Raw genomic sequence first — 26,042 nt, forward strand, 5'->3', positions numbered from 1 at the left:
TTATATTTGTTTGTTTAATCATCTCTCGTTTGCTCTTTTTAATCGGCCTCTCGCTTGTTCAGACCCCCATCCCCCTAACTTAGGGGGCTAAGGAGGCTAAGGAGGCGAAAGAAACCGGGGGCAAAGGTATAATAACTTTCTAAATCTTGCAAACTTTTTGCAAATTAATTGAATGTGGAGGTCTATTTCAGCTTGATTTTACAGTTGTCCAAGCTCTCGACAGTGGCCAAAGCCGTGTAGCGAATGCCGTGTTTACGAAGGGTTTCGCCACCTTGCTGGAATGCTTTCTCAATGATAAAGCCCATCGCTTCAATCTTAGCGCCGGCCTTACGACATAAATCTATCACCCCCATCGACGCATTGCCGTTGGCCAAGAAATCATCAATGAAGAGCACGTGATCATCTTTTGTAAGATAGTCGGTGCTGATACAAACCGTGTAATCGCGGTCTTTCGTAAATGAATGAACCACAGATGTGAGCATATTCTCCATTGTTTTGGGTTCTTTCTTTTTGATAAACACCACGGGAAGTTGCATCAGATAGCCCACAAGTATAGCCGGAGCGATGCCGCTTGCTTCTATTGTGATGATCTTATTGATGTGAAGTCCGGCGAAAAGAGCAGCAAACTCCTTGGCCAACTCCATCATCAGATTAGGGTCCATTTGGTGATTGATAAAGCTATCTACCTTTAAGATGCCGCCAGGATAGCACTTGCCGTCTTGCAGAATACGCTGTTTTAACTTGTCCATTGCGTGTGTTTATTTCTTCAAATTAATCAATACGTTACAGATAATGGCTGTAAGTCCGCCCGTGGTAATGCCCGATGAGAAAATAGTTTGCACACTTAGGGGCAGCTGTCGCAGAATGTCGGGCATCAGTTCGACGCCTATTCCGAGCGATAAACTGGCTGCAATAACAAGCATTGAACGGTGATCGAGTTTCTTCGAGGCCACGATGCGCACACCGGCAGCGGCCACCGTACCGAACATTAACAGTGTTGCGCCACCCAAAACAGCCGAAGGCATCAGCGAGAAGACGATACCCACGATGGGAAAAAGCCCGAGCAAAATGAGCATTGCAGCGATGAAGTAACCCACATAACGGCTGGCCACGCCTGTTAGTTGAATAATCCCGTTGTTTTGAGCGAATATCGAGTTGGGAAAAGAACTGAAAACGCCAGCCAACAGCGAGTTAATACCGTCGGCCAAGACGCCTCCCGACACTCGTTTGACATATTCTTCGCCCTCTACCGGACGGCCGGAAATCATCGAGTTAGCCGTTACATCGCCCGTGGCTTCTATCGCCGTAACCAAGTAAACCAATGCAACGGCAATGATGGAAGATACATTGAAGTCGACGCCCAACTTGAAAGGAGCCGGCACATAGAATGCCGTAGAACTGTGGGCAGCGATATTTCCGAAATCGACCATTCCCAAAGCGAGCGACAAGATATAGCCAATAACTACACCCGTAAATATCGAACTCATCCGAATATACTTATTGCGCGTGCTATTGAGCAGTATAACGCTGAGCAAAACTACGCCGGCCACCAGTAGATTACGCGGTGAAGCAAAGTCGGGGGCATCCGTATTACCGCCCCCACAGGCCACAATACCAGCTTTGATCAGGCTTAATCCGATGAGCATTACAACGATTCCGCTGACCAATGGCGTAATAATCCGACGCAGATATTTAAACGAATAGCTCATCATCATCTCCACCGGAGCGCCTGCAATACACGCTCCGAAGATGAGCGGAAGGCCTCCTGCGTTGCCAATTGCAATGATGGGGCCAATGAATGAGAAGCTGGTGCCCTGCACACAAAGCAGTCCGCAACCCACAGGACCTATCTTCCGGCATTGAATAAAGGTAGCAATGCCCGACACGAAAAGGGCCATCGATACTAAGAAACCAGTCAAAGCAAGATCCAAATGCAATGCTTTGGCGATGATTAAAGGTGGTGTAATGATGGCGATAAATATCGCAAGAAGATGTTGAATGGCCGCAAAAAGGGTGTCGCGCAACGCCGGCCGCTCGTTGACTCCATAGATCAGACTGCCCGATTGTTTCTCATTCTTTTCCATAAAGGTTTCTTTTTTAAAGGCGCAAATTTACATAATCTTTTTTGAAGAGCCATGCGATGCGGGCGAAAAATCAATCAGAAAAGGTATGAATTTTTCTTTTGAAGCGATGGATAAGCGGGCATGTTTGAAGTCTGAAAATGTGATTGGTCGGACAGATCTTACAAGGTGAGTATCGGAGCTGTATTTGTTTGTTTCTTAATTCACTATCACATGGGTTTTCATTGACGGTTAATCGTCGTGTAAAGCATGGTTGGTTGCGTGGTGATTAACCGTCAATCAGAGAGCCGATAAGTTGCTTTTTCCACATGCAATAACGATAATTGTCTTTTGTGCGTGTAAAAGAGAGGAAAAGAAAAGCGCCGAATCAGATTTTGATTCGGCGTTTTCGATGATCGTTTCCGGTGCGATCGGATGCATGTTTAACGCTCCACGTGCTGCGGAAGATGGAATTCATACGACTTATCGAACACTTGTCGAACTCGATTGATTTCAACAAACGTGGTGCCGCCACTCTCTCCGAAGCTACCGCTTAAATACGCAATCTTATCATCGAGCGTGATATATCCCTTCTGACGAAGCATCCGGAGCGCCGCCATAAACATGTATTCGGCACTCTGATGCTCCTTTTGATAGATGGGAATGATGCCGTAACTAAGATTGAGCCAGCGTTGCGTCTTTTCCTTATAACAAATGGCAAGCACGGGAGTAGGACCGCGAAAGGCTGCGATGTTGCGCGCCGTCTCACCCGTTTCGCTATCGGTGATGATACCGGCAACACCCAATCGGCGCGTGGAATCAATCGCTGAATAAGCCAAAAACTCTTTCTGGGTGCAGTTATCATTTAAAACGATGTCGTAATCTCTGATTCCGAATCGGTCTTTTTCTGCCTGTTCGGCCACTGCCGCCATCGTTTCCACAGCCTCGACGGGATATTTTCCGCTGGCGGTTTCGCCGCTGAGCATCAGTGCGTCGGTGTTAGAATAAATGGCATTGGCGATATCTGTCACCTCAGCTCGTGTGGGACGAGGGTTGTTAATCATTGTGTGCAGCATCTGGGTAGCCACGATCACGGGTTTCTTTTTCATCACACACTTGCGTATGATTTGCCTTTGAATGCCCGGAATCTTCTCGATCGGCACTTCGATTCCTAAGTCGCCACGCGCAATCATAATGCCATATGAAGCATCGATAATCTCGTCTATGTTGTCCACTCCCTCTTGGTTTTCGATCTTCGAAATGATTTTAATGTCGCTTCCGTGCGCATCGAGAATATCTTGCACGGCCTTGACGTCGGCCGCATTACGTACGAACGAGTGAGCAATAAAGTCGATATCTTCTTCGATTGCAAGCAAAATGTTGTTCCGATCTTTCTCAGTGAGCGCCGGAAGATCGATATGTTCGCCCGGGACATTCACACTTTTGTGGCTGCCTAACACTCCGTCGTTTTGTACGCGAGCCATCAGCATGGGACCTTCAACGCCAATCACCTTCATGTCTAAGGCTCCGTCGTCGAAGAGCAGGTCGTCGCCCACCTTGATATCTTTGGCTATATCGATATAGGAAACATTAATAATGTCGTGCGAAGTGTCCATTTCCGGCCGCCCGAATATCTTGACTGTTTCGCCGGTTTTATATGGGATGGGTGCGGCTACGCCTGTTGTGCGCACTTCGGGACCCTTTGTGTCGATGAGAATACCGATGTGTGGCGACACGGCCCGCACGTTGCGGATGATTTTCCGGATGCCTTCTGGGGTGGCATGGGCCGTGTTCATCCGGACAACATTCATCCCGGCGAAGAACAATTTGCGGATAAAGTCTTGCTCGCACTTCAAATCACTGATGGAACATACGATCTTTGTTTGCTTCATATCGATACGATTTTGATTTTAATTTCTTGCAAAGTTACATGAAAATAACTGTAATTCAAACAATGCATCGCTTGAATTTATGCTTCGAACGGCAAATAACCTTCCACCCATTCAGGGCGATCCAACGGGGCGGAGTCGGCAGGATGAGAAACCGAAAGACCGATGAGGCGGATCGGATGGGTCCCGGAGAAATTCACTTCATTCAGCAATTCCTTGGCCAAAGGTAGTATGTCGTCTTTGGTAAGCAGGTTTTTGCGGGCTGTTTTGCTGCGGGTGACCTGGTTGAAGTCAAAGAATTTCACTTTCAGTGTCAGTGTTTTTCCCTCGAATTGAGCCTTGGAGATTCGTTCGACCAGTTCTAAAACCGTGTGATAAAGCTCTATCAGGATCTTAGATCGAGTGCCGATGTCTTCGAGAAAAGTCTGTTCGCAACTCACCGATTTGCGTTCGTGTTCGGTCACGACAGGTCGAAGATCGATGCCGCGAGCGAAATCGTAATAGATGCTTCCGGCTTTTCCGAACACTTCTTTCAGGTGATTAAGCGACACGTTGCGCAACTGTGAGCCGTTGAAGATTCCCATTCGGTGCATTCGTTCGGCCGTTTTCGGTCCCACACTCCAAAACTTTTCGATGGGTAGTTGGGCTATGAAATCGAGCGATTGAGCTTCGGGAATGACAAAAAGACCGTCGGGTTTGCGATAATCCGATGCAATTTTGGCCAGAAATTTGTTGTAAGAAACGCCTGCCGAAGCCGTCAGCCGTGTTCGTTCCCGAATTTTCCGCTTGATGTCGAGCGCGAGTTCGTCGGCCCGTTCTATACCACTTTTATTATAGGTCACGTCGAGAAACGCCTCATCAATGGATAAAGGTTCGATCAGATCGGTGTATTCGCGAAAAATTTCATGTATCTGGTGCGACACTTCGCGGTAATGATCGAAATGCGACCGCGCCACAATGAGCCACGGACAGAGTCGTTTGGCCCTGCTCATTGCCATGGCCGAATGCACGCCGAAGCGCCGGGCTTCGTAGCTCGCAGTGGAAACCACGCCCCGCGGACCATCAAATCCCACGGCAATGGGCCTGCCTCGCCATTCGGATGATCTCTCTGCTCAATCGAAGCAAAGAATGCATCCATGTCGATGTGTATGATTTTGCGCCCGTCCATCAACGCAAAAGTACACAAAATCATTGAGAGAGGCGACGCATGTTTCTGTTTATTTGTATTCCACAGCATTCTTCGGCCTTTTCAACTAACGGTCAATCAACTTGCGTTTAATGGTTAATCGCAGTACCATTAACCGTTAGTTGCACGGCCATTAACTGTTAGTTGCACCCCAACGATCCATTAAGTTTCACCGCAATAGCCGACGGCAGGTTCGTAACGGCCCACGATTATCGTGCGAATCGGCAAAAAATGCGAAATAAATTTCCTTTTCACGCAAAAAACTCGTATATTTGCACACTCATTTGGAATTAAGGAGTTAAGTATCATAACAATAATAACAAATCATACAATGACAAAAGCTGATATAATCAATGAGATTGCAGAGAAGACCGGAGTCCCCAAAAGGGATGTCGCTGCCGTTGTAGAAGGATTTATGGACACTGTTAAAGACAGCCTCTTAGAGAAAAGAGAGAATGTCTATCTGCGAGGTTTCGGTAGTTTTATCATCAAACATCGTGCTGCCAAAACAGCCCGTAACATCTTGAAGAATACGACTATCAATATCGAAGCACACGATCTTCCGAGCTTCAAACCTGCCAAAAGTTTCATCGAGCAGATGAAAGGCTGAATGCGGCCGGTTCCGAATCGAGGAATATCAATAACACTATAACAAACAAATTAAATTTAAAGATTATGCCAAACGGTAAAAAGAAAAAGGGCCACAAGATGGCAACGCATAAGCGTAAAAAGAGATTACGGAAGAACAGACATAAGAGCAAGTAAATCCATTTGGCTCGACAGTCTCTTCTGACTGGGGTATGTCAATGTATCCGTCGAGGATTTTTTGACATACCTTTTTTATTAAATACACTAAGTTTTCAAGTAAAAGAATGACCAGCGAAGTTGTAATTGACGTTCAACAGAAAGAAATTTCGATCGCACTCTTAGAGGACAAGAATCTCGTGGAGTATCAGAACGAACCGCGATCGGCTTCGTTTTCTGTTGGAAATATCTACGTGGCCAAGGTCAAAAAACTGATGCCTGGGCTCAATGCTTGCTTCGTAGATGTTGGATATGAACGCGATGCCTTTCTTCATTATCTTGACTTAGGAAGCCAATTTAACTCTTACGAGAAGTATCTCAAACAAGTACAGAGCGACCGAAAAAAACTTTATCCCTTTGCAAAAGCATCCCGATTGCCCGACTTAAAGAAAGACGGAAGCGTGCAGACTACGCTCACCGTGGGGCAAGAAGTGTTGGTTCAGATTGTCAAAGAACCGATTTCCACCAAAGGACCACGCCTGACCGGCGAACTGTCTTTTGCCGGACGATTCTTGGTTCTGATTCCTTTCAATGATAAAGTGTCGGTTTCATCCAAGATCAAAAGTGGCGAAGAACGCGCCCGACTCAAGCAACTCATCCACAGTATTAAGCCTAAAAACTGCGGCGTTATTGTCAGAACAGTAGCGAAGGTAAACGAGTAGCCGAATTAGATGCCGAATTGAAAGTGCTGAACAAGCGTTGGGAGACAGCCATTGAGAAAGTTCAGAAAACACAGAAACGACCCCAATTGGTGTTTGAAGAGACCGGACGAGCTGTCGCTTTGTTGCGCGATCTTTTCAATCCGACTTACGAGAACATCTACGTCAATGACAATGATGTGTTTAAAGAAGTACAGCACTATGTCTCTTTGATAGCCCCTGAAAAGGCTGGCATCGTGAAACTGTACTCGGGCAAGACGCCGATCTTTGACAATTTCAACATCACCAAGCAAATCAAATCGAGCTTCGGCAAGACCGTCAACTACAAACATGGTGCTTATCTCATTATTGAACATACCGAAGCACTGCACGTTGTGGATGTGAATAGCGGCAATCGATCGCGTCAAGTGAGCGGACAAGAGGCTAATGCATTGGACGTTAATCTCGGTGCAGCAGACGAATTGGCCCGCCAATTGCGCCTGCGTGACATGGGAGGGATCATCGTTGTCGACTTCATTGATATGAATTTGGCCGAAGACAGGCAGATGCTTTACGAGCGAATGTGCAAGAATATGCAGAAAGACAGAGCTCGTCACAACATCCTTCCATTGAGTAAGTTCGGTCTGATGCAGATCACGCGCCAGCGAGTGCGCCCTGCGATGGATGTCAACGTTGAAGAAACGTGCCCCACTTGTTTTGGAAAAGGAAAGATTAAATCAAGTATTCTGTTTACGGATCAGCTCGAGAGTAAGATTGACCGATTAGTTAATAAGATTGGTATCAGGAAGTTTTATCTGCACGTTCACCCTTATGTGGCGGCCTATATCAACCAAGGCGTTGTCTCATTGAAGCGCAAATGGCAGTTCAAATACGGTTTCGGCGTGCACATTATCTCTTCTCAAAAGCTCGCTTTTCTGCAATATGAGTTTTACGATGCAGAAAAGCAATTCATCGATATGAAAGAAGAGATCGAAACAAAATAAAAAGAAGAGCAGCTCAAACATTTGAACTGCTCTTCTTTTTTATACGACCATATTCAAGAAATACTGATGAATACGTGTGTCTTCATTCAATTCCGGATGGAAAGCCGTTACCAGCTGGCGTCCTTGCCGAGCAGCAACGATATGTCCGCCGACAGTTACCAAGGCTTGACAATCTGCCGATGTCAATGCTTCTATATAAGGAGCACGAATGAAAGTCATCGGAACCTCCTCTTCTATTCCATCAAACGGTGCCTCAGTATAGAAACTTCCCAACTGTCTTCCGTAAGCATTGCGGCGCACAGCAATATCCATCGTCGAGATACCCGTATATGGTTTGCCATCCACTTGCTTACCCAAAAGAATCAGTCCGGCACAGGTTCCAAAGACGGGTAATCCTCCGCGGATTGCCTCTTGGATGGGATGGAGCAGACATAGCTCATGAAGCAGTTTGAGTTGGGTGGTACTTTCGCCGCCGGGAATGATCAGTCCGTCTTTCGGTTGGTTCCAATCGGCTGCTTGTCTGACCTCAAAACTGTCAGCTCCCAACGCAGACAACATCCGCCGATGCTCGATAAAAGCTCCCTGTAATGCTAATACGGCAATTCTCATTTACTTGCCTCTCTCAGCCATCAACAGCTGAATCTCCTGCTCATTGATGCCCACCATCGCCTCGCCGAGGTCCTCGGAGAGTTCGGCCAGCATCTTGGCATCGTTGTAATTGGTTACGGCTTTCACGATGGCGGCAGCCGCTTAGCCGGATTTCCGCTCTTGAAGATGCCCGATCCGACGAACACACCCTCTGCGCCCAGTTGCATCATCAGCGCTGCATCGGCAGGAGTAGCCACACCGCCAGCTGCAAAGTTCACCACGGGGAGCTTGCCATTGTCGTGCACATACTGCACTAACTCGAACGGAACTTGAAGCTGTTTGGCGGCCTCAAACAGTTCGTCGTCGCGCATCGAACCGATTCTGCGAATCTCGCTCTGCATCATCCGCATATGCGTCACGGCCTGCACCACGTCGCCGGTGCCGGTTCGCCTTTCGTCCGAATCATCGTTGCACCTTCGACAATGCGCCGCAAGGCTTCGCCCAAATTCTTCGCACCGCAGACGAAGGGCACGTCAAAACGGGTCTTATCAATGTGATAAACATCGTCTGCAGGCGAAAGCACCTCGCTCTCGTCGATATAATCGATCTCGATAGCCTGCAAAATCTGCGCCTCAGCAAAATGGCCGATGCGGCACTTGGCCATCACGGGGATGGAAACGGCAGCTTGAATACCTTTGATCATCTTCGGATCGCTCATCCGCGAAACACCGCCGGCTGCACGAATATCAGCCGGAATGCGCTCGAGCGCCATCACTGCACACGCGCCCGCAGTCTCGGCAATACGAGCCTGTTCGGGGGTTGTCACGTCCATAATCACTCCGCCCTTAAGCATCTGAGCCAAGTTGCGGTTCAATGTTTGTCTGTTTTCAGTCATAATGATATTTAATTTTTACGGTACTGACTTGGGGATATTCCTTTCATCTTCTTAAAAAACTTGGTGAAATGCGCCTGTGACGAAAATCCGAAAGCATAAGCCGTCTCCTGAACAGTTTTGTCCGTGGTTTTGAGTTGCTGCTCGATTTCACTGATCAGATAATCGTCGATGATACTCTTGGGCGATTTCCCTGAGATACGTTTGGTAACTTGGGCCAGATATCTGCTACTCACATTCAGGCAATCGGCATAAAAATGCACGTCGCTATTGGTGCGGTGATGCGCCATTACCTCGCTGACAAATTCATTATAAAGTTCGCTGCTCCGACCTGTCAGGTCTGAAGCGACTCGTATCTGCTGATTCATAAACGTCTTGGAACGGCTCAGGGCCTCGTCCATCGGCAATCCCTGACCCAAATAAACAGCAATGGCCGAAGCCAGACTGTTTCCCAATCCATGTGCATACTGCGGCAGAAGATCTTCCTGCATGATCACGTTGCGGCAACCGAAAGCACCGAACCACGATGCTACCTGATCTCTACCCACCATATCCGACGCCTTACTGCACATAAAATAGGCTGCATCGCGTTCGCGGACAATGACCAAATCGATGAGCGGCAACAACCGACACTTCACCTGGGCAATCACATCGTCGGCCATCAGCACATCGCCTCGACTCGAATAGACAATCGGATCGTAGATCGTCTGCCGCGGTTTATACTTAGACAGCGCGCCAACCACTGCATTCAGCGTGCCTACACTCCGAATCATACCGATCTTGACCACCTCCGGTTGAATATCGTTCATAATAGCCTCAATCTGGCCGGCAACGATATGGGCCGGCAGATTAAAAAACTCCTGAATACCGAGCGTGTTCTGAACCGTAATCGCTGTGATTGCTGACAAAGCATACCCGCCCAGTGCCGAAATCGTCTTGATATCTGCCTGAACACCAGAGCCGCCCGTACTGTCGGAACCCGTGATCGTGAGGATGGTATATTCGTTTTCATAAGCACCTGCAAAGGAAAGAAAAAAAATGCAGACAGCGAAATAATGTTCCCGTTTTGACAAAGCAAACACACATTTGGATAAAGATTCAGACCGCGAACTTTGCGCTCTCGGCCGCGAGCCTTTCGCCCTATTCCCATTATGCACACTTCTCATGCCGCGAGCCTATGCAGCTCTCCGTCCTTGCCTCACCCGATCTTCACTCCTCGCATGCTTCGCGTCTCTCAACGCCTGCCTCCCAATCCTTCTCACCCAACACTGCCATCTTTCCCTATCGCTACTTTAATCTTCCCCTATTGGCACTCCAGCCTTTTTTACCCAGCACTCCAGTCTTTCTCACCCAGTACTGCAATCTATTTCAACCTGTTGTGCTATCTTTTTCTACCTATACTACGATTAAAAAGATCCTATACAAATTGAATTATCATCATGATGAGAATTTCGTTTCATCATGATGATATTTTTGTTTCATCGCGATGATAATTTAATCTCATCATGATGATAATTCAATTTGTATAGGATCTTTTCAATCGTAGTAGCGGAGGAAAGTAATAGAAATATAGGAGTAAATGAATAGGCGAACAGGCGGCGGAGTGGTGGAGTTCGCGGGTGGGCGAGAGGAGAAGGCTTGTGGGGAAAGGAGTGAGGTGGGGAGAAAGGGAGGGGTTGACGTGGGAGGAGGTTGGGTTGGTTGGTGGGTGAAGGTGGGGGAGAATAGGCGGCGGAGCGGTGGAGTTCGCGAGTGGGCGAGAGGAGAAGCTTGTGGGGGAAAGGAGTGGAGGTGGGAGGGGAGGCGTGGAAACGCAATCGAGTAGCCGGAGTGGGATGGGGCGGCTACTCGATTGGGGGAGTGTGGTTTGTGGAGGAGGACCTATGTGGTTATCACTTTGAAGCGGATGCGGAAGGCATGGGTGGCTTCGTCCCAGTTGGTTCCGAGTAGCTCGAAACGGCCGATCTGTGCGGTGGATCGCACGTGTTTGCCAATGCAGGGGCATACGTCGAAGTGACCGATGCGCACCAGGCGGATGGTCTCGGAGGCATCGTCGGGCAGGCGATCGAGTGTGACATCGGCTGGGATGTGGTTGCGGTCTACGTATTCGTAGGTCACGGGCAGATCCTGGTCGATGAGTTCGTTCATCTGTGTTTCGATGGCTTTCTCTTGCTTTCGATCTGGTTTCCGATCGAGGATGTAAGTGATTTTGCTCTTTTTTCGTTCGATGTGGGCATTGCGTGAGCGTTCGCAACCGAACATCCGGATCATCACTTGATTGAGCAGGTGCTCGGCGGTGTGGGCCGGTGGGAATTCTTCTTTGTTGTGCTCGTTGAGCACGTAGGCGCTGTTTTCCATCTTCATGCTGAATTTATAAATGCGCCCGGTGTGGGGGCGGATGTCTGCGGGGACTGTGGTGTCGCGCTTCAAGGGGAGGATGACTGTTTCGCCGGTGAGCAGGTCGACGGCGGTGACGTCGCGCTCGGTCATGCCGAGATAGTCGAATGCGTGGCCGGGGAGGTTGACGTTGACGTGCACGCGGCGGTCTGAGAAGTTGATGATGACCAGGAGTGCGTCGTCGTCTTGTTTGCGGAGGAAGGCGAATTGGGTGTGGGGGTCGAATTGCCACGATTGTGGATTGGCGTACATCAGGTCGAAGAATGCGCCTTGGCGCACGGCTTTTTCGCGGTTGGCTATTCGGAGGATCTTTTGATATTGCAGGGCGAGTTGTTTCTGCTGTGTGGTGAGGGCGTTGCGCTTGAAGTAGCTTTGTAGATGGCGTCCACGGTCCAATAGTCGAAGATGGTGGTGCGTCCGTCTGTGCCGCTGAATCCTTCTCGGTCCATCCCGGGTTCGCCGTATTCTTGTCCGGCGTAGATCATGAAGGGGTTGGTGCGCATCAGTGCGCTCACCATGATGGCTGGCAGGGCTTTGTGGGCGTCGCCGCAGAAGTAGTCGCTGGCTATGCGTTGCTCGTCGTGATTCTCTAAGAAGTAGAGCATGTGGTCGGTGATGTCGCCGGTGGACTGCCATTGGTAAGTGATTGAGGAGGCTGGTCGCTCGCCTCGGATGACGGCGCGCAGGCAGTCGTACATGCCGACTTTGTCGTATAGATAGTCGAATCCGCTGTTGATGTAGCTTCGATATTGTTCGGGATCATAGACTTCGCCGATGAACAGCAGTTGGGGGTAGCGCTCCTTGACGATCTGTGTGGCATAGGTCCAGAATTCGGTGGGCACCATTTCGACCATGTCGCATCGGAATCCGTCTATGCCTTTGGCTGTCCAAAAGAGGAGGATGTCGGTCATCTTAATCCACGTATTGGGTACGGGATCGAAGTGTCGGCTTCGTCCTCCAGCGTCACAATAGTCGATGCCGTAATTGAGTTTCACGGTCTCATACCAGTCGTTGATACCGGGATGGTTGTCGAATCGGTCGTTTCCGGTCGCTTTGGCGGGCATCTCTGCATAGGGTTGGGCAGCTCCGGCTTGCAGATCAAACTGTGGCGCGAAGGGTTGGCCCGTGCAGTAATAGAAGTTGTTTTGCTGATCGAAATGCTTGTCGGTGTTATCATCCTGCCCGAGGTCTTTGACCGTTGCGGGTTTGGCGATGGAGTGATACTGGCGCGCCACGTGATTGGGCACGAAATCCATGATCACCTGCATGCCGGCTGCATGGGTTCGGTCGATGAGTTGGGTCCACTCCTCCATGCGTTGCTCCACGTCGTCGGCTAAGTCGGGGTCGATGTCATAATAGTCGGTGATGGCATAAGGCGACCCGGCCAGTCCTTTGACTACGGCCGGATGTTGACGCGGAATGCCGAAGCGGGTGTAATCGGTATCGGTGGCGTGTCGGATCACGCCAGTGTACCAGATATGAGTGGCGCCGAGCGTGTGGATGCGTCGCAACGTGGGCGCATCGAAGTCGCTCATCTTACCGCAACCGTTTTCGGCAAGCGTACCGTTTACCTGTCGGGTGAGGTTACGATTGCCGAAAAGTCGCGGTAAGGTTTGATAAATAATGATTTTTTTCTTGTTCACCTTGGTTGTTTGTCTCTCTTGTGCAATCAAGGTTTAAAGCTCTATTCCGTGGGCTTTCACATCTTTGGCAATGCGGGCGATCATTCCTTGCAAAGCCTTTCCGGGACCACACTCGGTGAAGTCGTCGGCGCCGTCGGCCACCATGTTTTGTACGCTCGATGTCCAACGAACAGGACTTGTGAGCTGAGCTATAAGATTGGCTTTGATGTCTGCGGCTGTGGTGTGTGGTTTTCCGTCTACGTTCTGATATACGGGACATTTCGGATCATTGACGGTGGTCTTCTCGATCGCCTTCTGCAATTCTTCCTTAGCAGGTTGCATCAACGGTGAATGGAATGCGCCGCCCACCTTCAAAGGCAATGCTCGTTTGGCACCGGCAGCTTTCAGCTTCTCGCATGCAGCGTTGACAGCATCCACATGACCCGAAATCACCAGCTGACCAGGGCAATTGTAGTTGGCGGGAATCACCACATTGCTTTCTGTACTCACCTCATGGCAGATCTCCTCTACCTTTTCGTCTGCCAGACCGATGATGGCTGCCATCGTCCCCGGAGCCACATCGCAGGCTTTCTGCATCGCCATCGCACGGGCATAAACCAGTTTCAGACCGTCTTCGAAGCTCAATGCGCCTGCTGCTACCAGTGCAGAGAACTCACCCAGAGAGTGGCCTGCCACCATGTCGGGCTTGAATGCATCGCCCATGCACAGTGCGCTGATCACGCTGTGCAGGAAAACAGCCGGCTGTGTAACCTTGGTCTGCCTCAGTTCTTCATCCGTTCCGTCGAACATTGTATCCGTAATTCTATATCCGAGAATGTCGTTTGCCTTGTCAAAGAGTTCTTTTGCCAACGGATTGTTGTCGTAAAGATCCTTGCCCATACCCACAAACTGTGCTCCCTGTCCGGGAAAAACAAATGCTTTCATATACCTTATTGTTATTTGTTATAATTCATTCAGAGGTGCAAAAGTAATAAAAATATGGCAAATCATGTGGCGTAATCGGTTTAATTAATGATTATTAGTGCCTTCCCGATGCCAATACTGCTGTTCTGTTTTGCGGAGAATACAAAAATCCCGATCGCATACTTGTGTAGCGATCGGGACTCATATAGATTTGCTTTACAGTGCAAATGTTATTCTGCGGCGGGTGTCTCGTCTTCTTCGATCTGTGCTTCCACTTCTGCAACAGGTGCTTCTGCCACTTCGACTTCGGCCGAAACCTCTGCCTCAGGAGCTTCTTCGACGGGAGCATTCTCGGCTACCACTTTCACGGGAACTTTCACTTCAACGTCTTTGTGGAAGTGGATCGTGGCCTCGAAATCGCCCACTTTCTTGATGTCGTGCATCGTGATGATCTTGCGATCAACTTCGATGCCGCGTTTCTTCAACTCTTCTGCCACGGTAGCAGCATTCACCGAACCATAAGTTACGCCTGTTGCCGAAACCTTAGCTTCGATAACCAAAGCCACGTTTTGCAGAGCCTCTGCACGTTTTTCAGCATCGGCCTTGATGGCAGCCAGCTTATGAGCCTGCTGTTTCAAGTTCTCTGCAAGCACTTTCTTAGCAGAATCCGAAGCGATGACAGCCTTACCTGTCGGAATCAAATAGTTGCGGCCATAACCGCTCTTCACGGTAACGATATCGTTCTTATAGCCCAGTCCGATAATATCTTCTCTCAGTATGAGTTCCATTCTGTTTCCCTCCTCGTTTAATTATTTCATCAAATCGGTTACGTAAGGAAGCAGAGCGATCTGGCGGGCACGCTTGATAGCCTGTGCCACACGGCGCTGATACTTCTGAGATGTACCTGTAATGCGACGCGGGAGGATTTTACCCTGCTCGTTCAAGAATTTCTTCAAGAACTCGGGATCCTTATAGTCGATATACTTAATACCGCTCTTCTTGAAACGGCAATACTTCTTTTTCTTCGTGTCTACTGACGGCGGGGTCAAGTAACGGATTTCTGATGATCTCTGATCTGCCATAATTAAGCCTCCTCCTTTTTAGCGTATTTGCTCTTTCTCTTTGCTGCGTATTCGACCGCATACTTGTCGAGCTTGACTGTCATAAAGCGAATGACTTTCTCGTCGCGCCGGAATCCGGTTTCGAGAGATTTGATTACAGACGGCTCTGCTGTGAATTCCAACAGGTTGTAAAAGCCTGTCGACTTCTTGTCGATAGCATAAGCCATCTTCTTAAGCCCCCAGATCTCTTCGTTCACAATCTCGGCACCCTTATCGGTGAGCAGCTTCGTGAACTTAGCGACCGTTTCCTTCATCTGTTCATCAGACAAAACGGGAGTCAAAATGAAAACGGTTTCGTAATGATTCATACTACTTTTAAAATGAATTAATTTGTTGTTATTTTGCAAAATGCGGTGCAAAGATAGTGCTTTTTATCCAACCAACCAAACATTTCTTTCTATTTTCGTGGAAAAGGGGAAAGCGATCGTATTTTGATTCATGCTTATTTAGCTCACAATTAACGGTTAATTGCACGGCAACTCACCGTTAGTTGTACGACCCAAAAGCGTTAGTTGCAAAGTGGGTGAAATAGGATGGGAGTGTTTCAATAAATTATTGTATCTTTGCGAAACCATAATTTTCGATTTAAAGTAAAATGAAAAAGTCAATGTTTTTATCCCTGTTTCTGCTCTTTGCAGCGGGTATTTATGCACAATCTTTGCTTGTCGGAACCTACAACATTCGTAATGATAATGCCGATGATGTGCGGGCGGGTAACGGATGGGCGCGTCGATGTCCTGTGATCTGCAATATGATCAATTTCGAACAACCTGATGTCTTCGGCACGCAAGAGGCTTTGAATCATCAATTGCGGGATATGACGCGTCTGCTCCCGGGCTATGCTTATATCGGAATCGGGCGTGAAGACGGTAAGAAAGGTGGCGAATATTCAGCCATTTTCTATCAGAAAGATCGCGTGGCGTTGATCAAAAGCGGAAATTTCTGGCTCAATGAGACACCCGACAAACCAGTGTTGGGGTGGGATGCTGCCTGTGTACGCATTTGCACTTGGGGACGTTTCATGGATAGGAAGACTCAAAAACACTTCTGTTTCTTCAATCTTCACATGGATCATGTGGGTGTCGTGGCACGCAGAGAGGCTGCAAAGCTCGTCATGAAGAAGATTCGAGAGATTGCCGGACATGATCCGGTGATTCTCACGGGGGATTTCAATGTGGATCAAACGAATGAGATCTATCGGATATTTTCAGATTCCGGACTGCTGAAAGATGCATACGCGATTGCGAAACAGCGTTTTGCAGAAAACGGAACGTTTAATGATTTTAAGCCGGAATTGAAAACCGACAGCCGGATTGATCACATTTTTCTTTCGTCTCAATTTGAAGTGCTGCATTACGGCATTCTTACCAACAGTTATTGGACGCAGTGTGAGGATCAGAAAACGCGACACAGCGATCAGGCTCCGCGTGAAATCACGTTTGGAAAATCCGTTCTGCGCACGCCGTCGGATCATTATCCTGTGTTGGCGAAAGTGAAGTTCGTGCCGTCGGAAATAAGAAAATAGAATGTGGCAAATGCCTTTTGTCGACGGAAGCTTATTCCACCGACAAAAGGTTTCCTTTACGGATGATGTGGATGCGATTGATTTTATTGAGTGTGCGAACCACATCGTCGATCTTGGCCGACCGTTTGGCGACAAAGTGGATTTTGTAATCCTTCATTCGGGGTGACAGAAATTCGACAGACATATTGTATGTTCGGCCTAAGTGAGTCATGATTTCTTCTAATGAAACATTGTCATAATAGAAATATCCATCACGCCAATAAGTGTAAACATCGGTGTCGACTTTGGCGATTTCCAGCTGTCCTTGATCCGTTAAAATACTTTGTTCGCCAGGTTTGATGATGACCGAATGGCGGCCACTACGCACTTGCACGCTACCAGAAATCAGTGTCACGTGAGGAGATTGACCTTGATAAGCACTGACGTTAAACTCGGTTCCGAGTACGGTTGTGGTGATTCCGTGAGCCTTAACTTTAAATGGTCGATTGGCGTCGTGGGTCACCTCAAAATACGCTTCACCGTTAAGCTCCACGCAGCGTTCACTTCGTGCAAAGTTGGTTGGGAATCGGAACCTACTGTCCGGATGCAAATACACTTTTGTACCGTCGGTGAGCACCAGCGTGTAAACGTCTCCTTTGGGAACTGTTACGGTAAAAACATCGGCCACATTAGGAGCGAGCGATGCAACAGCCAATGTTCTGTCACTTGTTTCTTTTCCGATACTGACTGTCCGAATACGTTTCCCGCTGATGGTAATAGGGTGTGGCTTGTTGTCGGCTATATAAATCATTTGTGACCGATGGAGGGCAGTAGGGGAGGGGCTATGATGGAAATGGAGCGTCAATGCGATGCCGATCACAGCTGCGACAACTGCTGCAGCGAACCACTGTATAACTGTTTTTGCGCGTGACCGATGTTTGCGCATAAACGCATCATAACGCGATTGCACGTCAATAGAAATACCTATCTCGGCCATTACCTTTTTCACGGAAAATAAATCTCTGCATGCTTCGAGCAAATGTGGGTCGGAATCGATATGCTCAATATCTTCATCGCTGACCTCTGAGGCATGTTCGCTGATCTGCAATGCTTGTTCCTGAATTTTATTTTCTGTTATTTGATCAGTTTTCTTCATCCTTTTTCAATATATAAATACTACAATTCATATATGATATAGTTACGACTTTAATCTTTTTTGTATGTTCTCTCTGATATTGGCCATGGCTTTCACCATATATTTCTTGACCAAACTCAGACTGATCCCCATCTCTTGGGCAATCTCTGCATACTTTTTCCCGTCGATGAAACAAGCTCTCAACACGTCGCCGATGGGTGGTTTCATTGTTTCTACGGCCTCATTGATGAGTCTCTCTCTTTCCAATCTTTCATTCAGTTCATCGTTATGTGCGTAGGGATCCGTCATTTTTTTGCAGTATTCCAAATATTGGCGATGTGTGTTCCTATGCCTGAGTCGGTTGATGCTTTTGTTTCTCACGCAGGCATAGAGATATGCCTTGACCGTTTCTTTTCTGATGGTGGAAATGTTGCGCCACACGTCTTCATAGGCTTCGCAGACGATATCGTGACACTCCTGTTCATCAATGATCATCTGTTTGGCAAAGCAATATAATTGTGTGTAATATGCTTTGAATATTTGTTCGAAATCAAAGTTTTCGTCCATATACTTTCCGCTTTATGACGAACAAAGGTAAAAGAAAAAACAGAAAAAGTTTGCAAACTTAGCGTTTTATTATTCACCCTATTCCAATTAATGGTCTTTCGCGCTGCAAAAGACTGTTAGTTCGGGTGTGAAAGACCATAGATTATCACGCAAAAGACGATTAGTTGAAAATCCGGAAAAAGAATCTTGGTTATCAATGAGTTATCATCTAAATTAGCACGAGAGGATGAGAACGCGGTGACGAAATGAAAAAACTAAATGATTGGAGTCATGCGGGATTGTTGCAAATAGCTATGCCTTGTGGCGATTTTTATATCTTCGAAAGATTCTTTTTTGGTTTCGGGCGTAACTTTTTCCTTATTCGTATGTATCTTAAATATAAGATAATCTATTGAATTTGTAATCATAACTCTAAAACCATTGTGCATGATGAAAGTTTTTCGCCTGACTCTCCTGTTGATATTGAGTCTGATCGTATTGCCATTGTGTGCCGCACAAGATGAACCGTTGACGATTGCGTTTCGCAATGAGCGTTTGCCGTCTGTGTTTAAACGCCTTGAAAAACTGACTGCCTATAAGTTTCTGTTTGCTTATGACGATGTTGCCGCTTACAAAGTGAATGGGCAGATTCAGAAAGCATCGTTTAAGCAGGTGATGGATTATGTGTTGAAAGATACGCCGTTGACTTATGACACTGATGGGCAGACTGTGAGTGTGATCTTGAAAACGGCTCTATCACAGAAGCAGAGAACGGCCAAAGTGATCCAGGGTTGCGTGTTGTCGAAAGAAGATGGTGAGCCAGTGATCGGTGCAACAGTTAAAGTCATTGGGACTAAAATGGCGGTCGTCACCGATATGGACGGCAATTATCACTTTGAAATTTCGCCTATTGGACGACAATTGCAGGTGTCTTATCTGGGAATGAAGACTGAGGTGGTGGATGCCTCATCTGATGGCAGAATCTTGTTGACGTCTACAACTAAATCGCTCGACAATGTTGTGGTGACTGGTATTTTCCGAAAGAGCAAGGAAAGTTTTACCGGAGCTGTGGCAACGATCGATAACGAACAGTTACGATCATTCAAAGGTCGTGACATTATCTCAACGTTGAAGAATATCGATCCGACGTTTAATGTTTTGGAAAACAACAATTTCGGCGGCGATCCCAATCATCTGGCAACGGTTCAGATTCGCGGAACATCGAGCTTGCCAACCGTGGAAGATCTGAAAAACGAAACTCGGGTGGATTTGAATACGCCGTTGATTATTTTAGATGGTGTGGAGATTTCGCTGGCTCGTATGCGTGATTTGAATGATGAAGATATTAATTCGGTAACGATTCTGAAAGACGGTTCGGCCACGGCCATTTATGGTTCGCGCGGTGCAAATGGCGTAGTGGTCATCGAATCTAAACGTCCAGAGGTCGGGAAATTGAGATTGTCTTATCGCGGTGGTCTCAACATTGAAGCCCCGGACTTGACGGGCTATGATGTTTTGAATGCCCGCGAGAAGTTGCAACTGGAACGCGAGGCCGGGCTATATGAGAGTGACTTTGCCAATGTGGAAATGAGTCTGCGCGAACGATACAACGCCATGCGTGAAGAAGTGGAGCGAGGCGTGGACACCTATTGGTTATCAAAACCTCTCCGTATAGGTGTGGGACATAGGCATAACTTTCGTGTCGAGGGCGGCAATGCCGACGGTTTTAGATACGCAGTCTCATTGCAATACAATGATGTGAAAGGTGTGATGAAAGGATCCCAACGCAAAAATTTCAATGGGGCAATCAACTTGGTGTATGAGCACAAGAATCTATTGTTCACCAATAATCTGGAAATTGGAAACATGGTGGCCGATGAGTCGCCTTACGGATCTTTCAGAAATTATGTCTATTTGAATCCTTATTGGACAGAGCGCGACGAACGAGGCAGAATGCGCCGGGAGTTTGAATCGAAAAATGAGAACTTTTTTAATCCTGCACCCGAGAATCCGATGTACAATGCGACGTTGGATATGGTGAATAGACAAAAGAATACGGTGATCTTCAATAATTTCAACTTGGAATGGCGTCCATGGGAAGATCTCGTCGTCCGGTCAAGATTTGGCGTCTCGAAACGTTTCAATTCGCGGGATGTTTTCAAGCCAGCCGGGCATACGGACTTCAAAGACTATTCAGAGGACAAAATATTCAGAAAAGGGAAATACCAATATTCCACAGGAAACGATTTCAGTTATGATCTGGACATTACGCTGAATTATTCCCACCGATTTGGAAATAAACACACACTCTTTGTCGGATTTGATTATAATTTGGCGCAGCAGCAGTCGGAACTATATACGTTTGTGATGGAAGGATTCCCACAATCGAAATTCAAGATGTTGTCAATGGCGCTTCAATACGAAGATAAGGGGAAACCATCAGGTACAGATTTGCTTGATCGTCGGATCGGACTGACGGGTAATGTAAACTACATTTATGACAATCGTTATTTCGCCGACTTAGCCTATCGATTGGATGGAGCTTCTCAGTTCGGGAAAAACAAACGTTTCGCTCCGTTTTATTCTTTCGGCATAGGATGGAATATCAACCGCGAAAAATTCCTACGCGATCTTCACTGGCTCGACCGCTTAAAAATCCGGGGATCGTACGCTGTGACTGGAGCTGTGAATTTCAATCCCTACCAAGCCTTAGCCACCTATCAATATTATATGAGTGACAGATATCGCTATTGGTTTGGAACACATTTGATGGGTATTGCGAATAAGGATCTGGAATGGCAGCGCACTTATAAATGGAACTTCGGACTCGAAGCCAGCATTCTCGACAGTCGATTGAGATTTACGGCCGACATTTATCGCAACACGACAGATAATCTTCTCTCGGAAATGAATATTCCATTGGCAAATGGATTCCCGAGCTATACAGCCAATGTCGGAAAGGTTCGCAATCAAGGATTTGAGCTCTCGGTTATGGCCTATCTGCTCCGCAGGAAGGATGTTAACTGGACGTTGTCTCTTAGTGCGATACACGAGACGAATCGCATTTTAAAAATCTCCGATGCTTTAAAAGAGGCCAATAAAGAGTTGGAAAAACGAGGCGGATCGAATCCCAACTTTTTATATAGAGAAGGACAGGCCTTGCGCACCATCTATGTCGTTCCTTCTTACGGAATCGATCCCAGTACGGGAAGAGAACTCTATCGTGACCGTTTCGGAAATGCTACCTATAAATGGGATGCTGCCGACAGAGTTGCGTGTGGCGTAGAAGATCCAAAACTGCGAGGAAATATCAATACGATGTTTAATTTTAAGAGGCTCACCCTGACGATGTCGTTCAGCTATCGTGTAGGAGGAGATATTTATAACTCCACATTAGTAGACCGCGTGGAGAATGCAGATCTGCGGTATAATGTCGATCGGCGCGTTTATAAAGATAGGTGGAAGCGTCCCGGCGATCACACATTCTTCAAAGATATTCGAGACCGAAGACAGACACAAATGTCATCAAGATTTGTACAGCGCGAGAATCTATTAGAGTGTCAGAGCATTCAGCTCAGGTACGACTGTCCGCGGGCTTGGCTTTCGAGTCTAAATATTCAAAACATGTCTGCTTCTTTTAGCACGGATAATCTCTTTCGAGCATCATCCGTCAAGCAGGAGCGCGGATTGATGTACCCCTTCTCTCACCGTTACGTTTTCTCCCTTTCGGTCATATTTTAATGTAAGGATTATGAAAAAAACTATTTATTATATCATTTTTCTAGCCACGCTCATGATGAGTTCGTGTAGCGATTGGTTAGACGTGAAACCCTCCAACAATGAGGAGGAAGAGGAGATGTTTTCCACAGAGACTGGCTTTGAGAATGCACTGACGGGAGTTTATATCAACATGAAATCCCATCAGCTCTATGGCCGACAGCTCACCATGGGTATGTTAGAGTATATGGCCCAACATTGGGTGGCTAACAGTAGTACCACAGAAGGTCGTTACAGTAATTATGACTATGAAGACGCCGCGGTGGAAGAATCTATCAAGAATATCTATGCGGGACTCTATAACGTATTGCTGAATGTCAATAATTTGCTTCGGTTTGTAGACAATGGAGTGCTATCTGGCGAGAAACATGATCTTATCAAGGGCGAAGCATTGGGGCTGCGCGCATTTTGCCACCTCGATCTACTCCGGCTCTTCGGACCTATTCCCGGGACGCAGGATGATCGAAAATTGCTGACATATTCAAAAGCCGTCTCAAAGAATAATCTCCCTGTTAATACTTGGACAGAATACGTCGCATCGTTGAAGCAGGATCTGGATGAGGCTGAGCTTCTGCTCAAAAATGTGGACACAAAAAGTCATGAAGATAATTATTTTACCCATCGGCAAAACAGAATGAACTATTGGGCTGTGCTCGCGATCAAAGCGCGTTTCTACCTATGGATGCAGGACCACGCCCAAGCTAAAAAATATGCACAACAAGTTATCAATTCCCATTGGCGATCACTCTGCCAGAAAGAAGATATTGTCCAGAACAAAGACTATATAGCCAGCAAGGAACATTTATTCTCGCTTCATGTCTACAATCTCGAAGAATTGGCAGAACGTTTCATCTATCAGGCCGGCGGAGTATATATGCTGGAACGTTACATCAAAAAAGAGCTCTTCGCTTCGGACGTGACTGATGTCAGAGTCAACACTTTATGGAAACAAGTGACAGAGACATCTCGCACGCGGTTTATCTTAATGAAATACAAGCAGGGAAGTGAGATCGCGAAATATTCTGCCGAGCAAATTCCTCTGATACGCATTTACGAGATGTATCTCATCGCCATAGAGTGCAGCGAATCACCCAACGAATATAAGCCATTGGTCGACGAGTTGTTGAAAGCCCGTAATGTGTCAAGACAAGTCAATGTAGACACGGAAGAGGGTAAAATGGCATTTGTTACCTCGGAATATAATAAAGAGTTCTATGGAGAAGGACAGCAGTTCTTCCAATATAAGCGCCGGGGAGAACGAAACATCTTATGGACCAACAAGGAAGGTTCTAAGAGCGTTTATGTATTACCCTTACCAAAAACCGAGTTAAAATATCAGTAGACGGAGGATTCTCACATGAAAATAAATTATTTATCGACATTCTTACTCGTTTCTCTCTTGCCGAGCTGTCAGACCGACTTAAAAACCTATCATGGTGACAACATGATTCGTTTTTCGGATCACGCCGCCGATGTATATACATTCGCTTACTTTTCTGATGAGAAACAGACCGATACCATCAAAGTCGATTTGATGACAATAGGAGAAATCACAGATCAACCTCGCACAGTGCACTATGAACAAGTAAAACAGAAGTGGATCTACCAATACGCGCAAGATGATCCTAACAAAATCATTGATTCTACATACGCCGACATGCCGTATCCAGCAGAACAAGGAAAACACTTCGAGATCCTCGACTCCGACAATGGCGTTTTGATCATTCCCTCACGTTCCAATAGCTTGACGATGCGTATTCTCATTAAGCGTGCAGATAAAGATTTGCAGAAGAACGCTCGCGAACTCTATTTACGGTTGCTGCCTGGTCCTGACTTCACGATCCCATCTCAGCAGGTTGCCCTGAAAAAAATAACAATATCCGACAAGCTCGAGAAGCCGCGCATGTGGTCGGACAAAGATTATTTCTGCAATCTCTATCTCGGCGACTGGTCAGAAGTCAAGCATCGATTCATGATTAACATAACCGGGCAGAAGTGGGATGATAAATTCATCAAATTCTACATTCGCGACTCAAACGATAGGCCTCTTAGAGACTTTTTCTTGAAAAAAATCAAAAAAGCATTAGACGCCTATAATGCAGATCCAAAGAATAATCCTCCGCTTAAAGACGAAAATGGAAAATCTGTCGTCTTTCCTTAACATTTAAAAAGAAAATGATATGAGATCCCTATTTTATTGCTTATTAGCACTACAGATACTGTCAGCTTGTTACGAAGACAAAGGAAATTATTCATACACTGATCCAGACACGATCCAGGTCGGCGGAATAGATAGCGTTTACATTTGTAATCTCTCGGAGACACTCGATATCGACCCACGATTACAGGATGGCAATTATGACTATATGTGGATGTGTTTCGACAAAAATAATCTGCGTCGGAAGATCGACACACTGTCAACCGAAAGACATCTTTCCTATAAAATGAATCTTCAGCTCTCGTCCTATCAGCTGATTTTCGCCTGTCGAAACAAGCAGACAGAAGTTACAAAATATTTCTATTCCAGTCTCGTCGTGCAGTCTGTATTTTCGCGAGGCTGGTATGTCATGAAAGAATCTGACGACCATACAGAGTTGGATCTCTTCACGAGCAATAAGAATGTTGAAAACATACTTACAAACACAATAGGAAAGCCATTGGAAGGCAAACCACGATATTTAGGATTCACGAAATATACTTGGCTCGACACAGAATCCGGTAAACTTATCAACCAAAATAAATGCTTTACTATATTAACAAGCGCTGACCTCTCTGTTGTTCGGGTATCCGACATGAAGCGGTTGGCTGGCTTCAAAGATCTTTTTTTTGAAACCATCCCCAAGTGTAATCCATCGCTATGGTATTCGGGCGCAGAAGAAAATGGTTTTGTCAACAACGGAGAAGTCTTTGCCTATACCGAGCGCAACGGTGAGTTAGGACTTTCAAAATTTTCATACCCGAAGGAAGGAAGTCACTCCGTGAGCAATATTTTTACAAAAAATGCAACGATGGCTCCTCTTCTGTTTGATACGGAGATCGGAAAATTCTGTACGTCATTCAAAACGCCCGACCGCGTGATTGTTTTAAAAGATACAGAGAATTCCGATTACAAAAATGATTTCCACGGCTATGAACCTCTCTATTTCGGATTCCTGGACGAGGGAATGTGGGAGGGAGGCAAGATCTATGCCGTTCTCCGGAAAGAATCAGACGGTGGGCGCATCATTGTTTATATAGATGGTAAGAATCTTGTTGATTTCTATCCCGAATTTCTCACGAATGGTATTAAGAAGATCGTGACACTCGATCCGAGCATGAAGATAAATAGCGCAACATGTTTTGCACAAAACCGAAAGTTTGAAATGATGTATTTCAGTGTGAAAGACAAACTCTATTGTTATGACTTGTCTAATTCATTAGAATATGAGATCAAACGAGAGAATGGACAAGCTGCAATTCCTGCTGGTGAACAAATCGAAGTGATGAAACATGTCGTTTTCGACTATCAAGACTATCAGGATCCTAATATTAAGGAAAATGTAGATTGTTTAGCCGTTCTGACCAGTAGCGGAGGGTCATATAAACTCTATCTTTTCGAGACGATGGCCAATAAGTTGAAAAACGATCCAATTATTTACACGGGAAAAGGTATTCCAAAGCAAATATTTTATATGAGTCCTTACCTGAGCGATGTTTTTGTGTGCTATTAATGCTGCATGACTAAAAACCGCTAAGCAATCAAGAATATTTATTTTTTTTGCTCGCCGACGCGTCGGAAGATTAAAAACGGCTTAATTTTTACTCGCCGACGCGTCGGAAGATCAAAATCAGCTTGATTTTTGCTTTCCGACCCATCGGATGATCAAAATCCGCTTGATTTTTGCTTTCCGACCCCTCGGATGATCAAAATCCGCTCGATTTTCACTTTCCGACCCCTCGGATGATCAAAATCCGC

At 46.5% G+C, this 26,042-nt stretch carries 17 protein-coding genes and 4 pseudogenes; 7 read left to right on the forward strand and 14 right to left on the reverse strand.

The window, feature by feature from the left end; genetic code table 11:
- Window positions 1–182: 182 nt before the first annotated feature.
- The 4 genes and pseudogenes from xpt to dinB form a co-directional block, all read right to left on the reverse strand.
- Complete coding sequence (gene xpt / locus JCM12259_RS09380) at window positions 183–749, reverse strand: xanthine phosphoribosyltransferase (RefSeq protein WP_025066266.1); 567 nt, start codon at window positions 747–749, stop codon at window positions 183–185.
- A gap of 9 nt (window positions 750–758) precedes the next feature.
- Complete coding sequence (locus JCM12259_RS09385) at window positions 759–2,084, reverse strand: nucleobase:cation symporter-2 family protein (RefSeq protein ID WP_025066267.1); 1,326 nt, start codon at window positions 2,082–2,084, stop codon at window positions 759–761.
- Window positions 2,085–2,503: 419 nt separating this feature from the next.
- Window positions 2,504–3,952 carry a pyruvate kinase gene (gene pyk, locus JCM12259_RS09390; RefSeq protein WP_025066268.1) on the reverse strand — a complete coding sequence of 483 codons (1,449 nt, stop codon included), beginning with the start codon at window positions 3,950–3,952 and terminating at the stop codon, window positions 2,504–2,506.
- 77 nt (window positions 3,953–4,029) lie between these two features.
- Window positions 4,030–5,117: pseudogene (gene dinB, locus JCM12259_RS14860) on the reverse strand (DNA polymerase IV).
- 307 nt (window positions 5,118–5,424) lie between these two features.
- Between dinB and JCM12259_RS09400 the strand changes: the two are divergent.
- Together JCM12259_RS09400 and JCM12259_RS14865 are read left to right on the forward strand one after the other, a co-directional pair.
- Entirely contained in the window at window positions 5,425–5,745 is a 321-nt protein-coding gene (locus JCM12259_RS09400) for an HU family DNA-binding protein (RefSeq protein ID WP_159105383.1), read from the forward strand.
- A gap of 262 nt (window positions 5,746–6,007) precedes the next feature.
- A pseudogene (locus tag JCM12259_RS14865) lies at window positions 6,008–7,581 on the forward strand (Rne/Rng family ribonuclease).
- A 39-nt stretch (window positions 7,582–7,620) separates the two neighbouring features.
- Here JCM12259_RS14865 and pdxT read toward each other — a convergent pair.
- The 8 genes and pseudogenes from pdxT to rpsF all read right to left on the reverse strand — a co-directional run bounded on the left by pdxT (window position 7,621) and on the right by rpsF (window position 15,433).
- Window positions 7,621–8,190, reverse strand: coding sequence for a pyridoxal 5'-phosphate synthase glutaminase subunit PdxT (pdxT, locus tag JCM12259_RS09410; RefSeq protein WP_025066269.1), 570 nt, complete (start codon window positions 8,188–8,190; stop codon window positions 7,621–7,623).
- Window positions 8,191–9,064, reverse strand: a pseudogene (gene pdxS, locus JCM12259_RS14870) (pyridoxal 5'-phosphate synthase lyase subunit PdxS).
- A gap of 8 nt (window positions 9,065–9,072) precedes the next feature.
- Complete coding sequence (locus JCM12259_RS09420; RefSeq protein WP_051559303.1) at window positions 9,073–10,101, reverse strand: hydroxymethylpyrimidine/phosphomethylpyrimidine kinase; 1,029 nt, start codon at window positions 10,099–10,101, stop codon at window positions 9,073–9,075.
- Window positions 10,102–10,942: 841 nt separating this feature from the next.
- Window positions 10,943–13,101, reverse strand: a pseudogene (locus tag JCM12259_RS14880) (alpha-amylase family glycosyl hydrolase).
- Between the two features lie 33 nt (window positions 13,102–13,134).
- Window positions 13,135–14,025 (reverse strand): ACP S-malonyltransferase, encoded by an 891-nt coding sequence (fabD, locus tag JCM12259_RS09440; RefSeq protein ID WP_025066272.1) that lies wholly within the window; start codon window positions 14,023–14,025, stop codon window positions 13,135–13,137.
- A gap of 209 nt (window positions 14,026–14,234) precedes the next feature.
- Window positions 14,235–14,792 carry a 50S ribosomal protein L9 gene (rplI, locus tag JCM12259_RS09445; protein WP_025066273.1) on the reverse strand — a complete coding sequence of 186 codons (558 nt, stop codon included), beginning with the start codon at window positions 14,790–14,792 and terminating at the stop codon, window positions 14,235–14,237.
- Between the two features lie 21 nt (window positions 14,793–14,813).
- Window positions 14,814–15,086: a 30S ribosomal protein S18 gene (rpsR, locus tag JCM12259_RS09450; RefSeq protein ID WP_025066274.1), complete on the reverse strand. Its 273-nt coding sequence runs from the start codon at window positions 15,084–15,086 to the stop codon at window positions 14,814–14,816.
- 2 nt (window positions 15,087–15,088) lie between these two features.
- Window positions 15,089–15,433 (reverse strand): 30S ribosomal protein S6, encoded by a 345-nt coding sequence (rpsF, locus tag JCM12259_RS09455; RefSeq protein WP_025066275.1) that lies wholly within the window; start codon window positions 15,431–15,433, stop codon window positions 15,089–15,091.
- Between the two features lie 287 nt (window positions 15,434–15,720).
- On the opposite strand from rpsF, the gene JCM12259_RS09460 reads away from it, so the two are divergent.
- On the forward strand, window positions 15,721–16,650 hold the full coding sequence (locus JCM12259_RS09460) for an endonuclease/exonuclease/phosphatase family protein (RefSeq protein WP_025066276.1): 930 nt from the start codon (window positions 15,721–15,723) through the stop codon (window positions 16,648–16,650).
- Window positions 16,651–16,681: 31 nt separating this feature from the next.
- On the opposite strand, the gene JCM12259_RS15890 is transcribed toward JCM12259_RS09460, so the two are convergent.
- On the reverse strand, window positions 16,682–17,785 hold the full coding sequence (locus JCM12259_RS15890; protein WP_025066277.1) for a FecR family protein: 1,104 nt from the start codon (window positions 17,783–17,785) through the stop codon (window positions 16,682–16,684).
- Window positions 17,786–17,827: 42 nt separating this feature from the next.
- The gene (locus JCM12259_RS09470) at window positions 17,828–18,331 is read right to left on the reverse strand and encodes an RNA polymerase sigma factor (RefSeq protein ID WP_025066278.1); all 504 of its coding nucleotides are present in this window, start codon (window positions 18,329–18,331) and stop codon (window positions 17,828–17,830) included.
- Window positions 18,332–18,757: 426 nt separating this feature from the next.
- On the opposite strand from JCM12259_RS09470, the gene JCM12259_RS09480 reads away from it, so the two are divergent.
- Genes JCM12259_RS09480 through JCM12259_RS09495 form a run of 4 tightly spaced genes read left to right on the forward strand, consistent with a single transcriptional unit; the run spans window position 18,758 to window position 25,797 of the window.
- Window positions 18,758–22,051 (forward strand): SusC/RagA family TonB-linked outer membrane protein, encoded by a 3,294-nt coding sequence (locus JCM12259_RS09480; RefSeq protein ID WP_025066279.1) that lies wholly within the window; start codon window positions 18,758–18,760, stop codon window positions 22,049–22,051.
- A 10-nt stretch (window positions 22,052–22,061) separates the two neighbouring features.
- Window positions 22,062–23,429 (forward strand): RagB/SusD family nutrient uptake outer membrane protein, encoded by a 1,368-nt coding sequence (locus tag JCM12259_RS09485; protein WP_025066280.1) that lies wholly within the window; start codon window positions 22,062–22,064, stop codon window positions 23,427–23,429.
- Window positions 23,430–23,444: 15 nt separating this feature from the next.
- Entirely contained in the window at window positions 23,445–24,248 is an 804-nt protein-coding gene (locus JCM12259_RS09490) for a DUF4843 domain-containing protein (protein ID WP_025066281.1), read from the forward strand.
- Between the two features lie 19 nt (window positions 24,249–24,267).
- Window positions 24,268–25,797, forward strand: coding sequence for a PKD-like family lipoprotein (locus tag JCM12259_RS09495; RefSeq protein WP_025066282.1), 1,530 nt, complete (start codon window positions 24,268–24,270; stop codon window positions 25,795–25,797).
- Window positions 25,798–26,042 lie beyond the last annotated feature (245 nt).

Origin of the sequence: Hoylesella enoeca JCM 12259 (assembly GCF_000613405.1) — a bacterium.
GTDB lineage: Bacteria > Bacteroidota > Bacteroidia > Bacteroidales > Bacteroidaceae > Prevotella > Prevotella enoeca.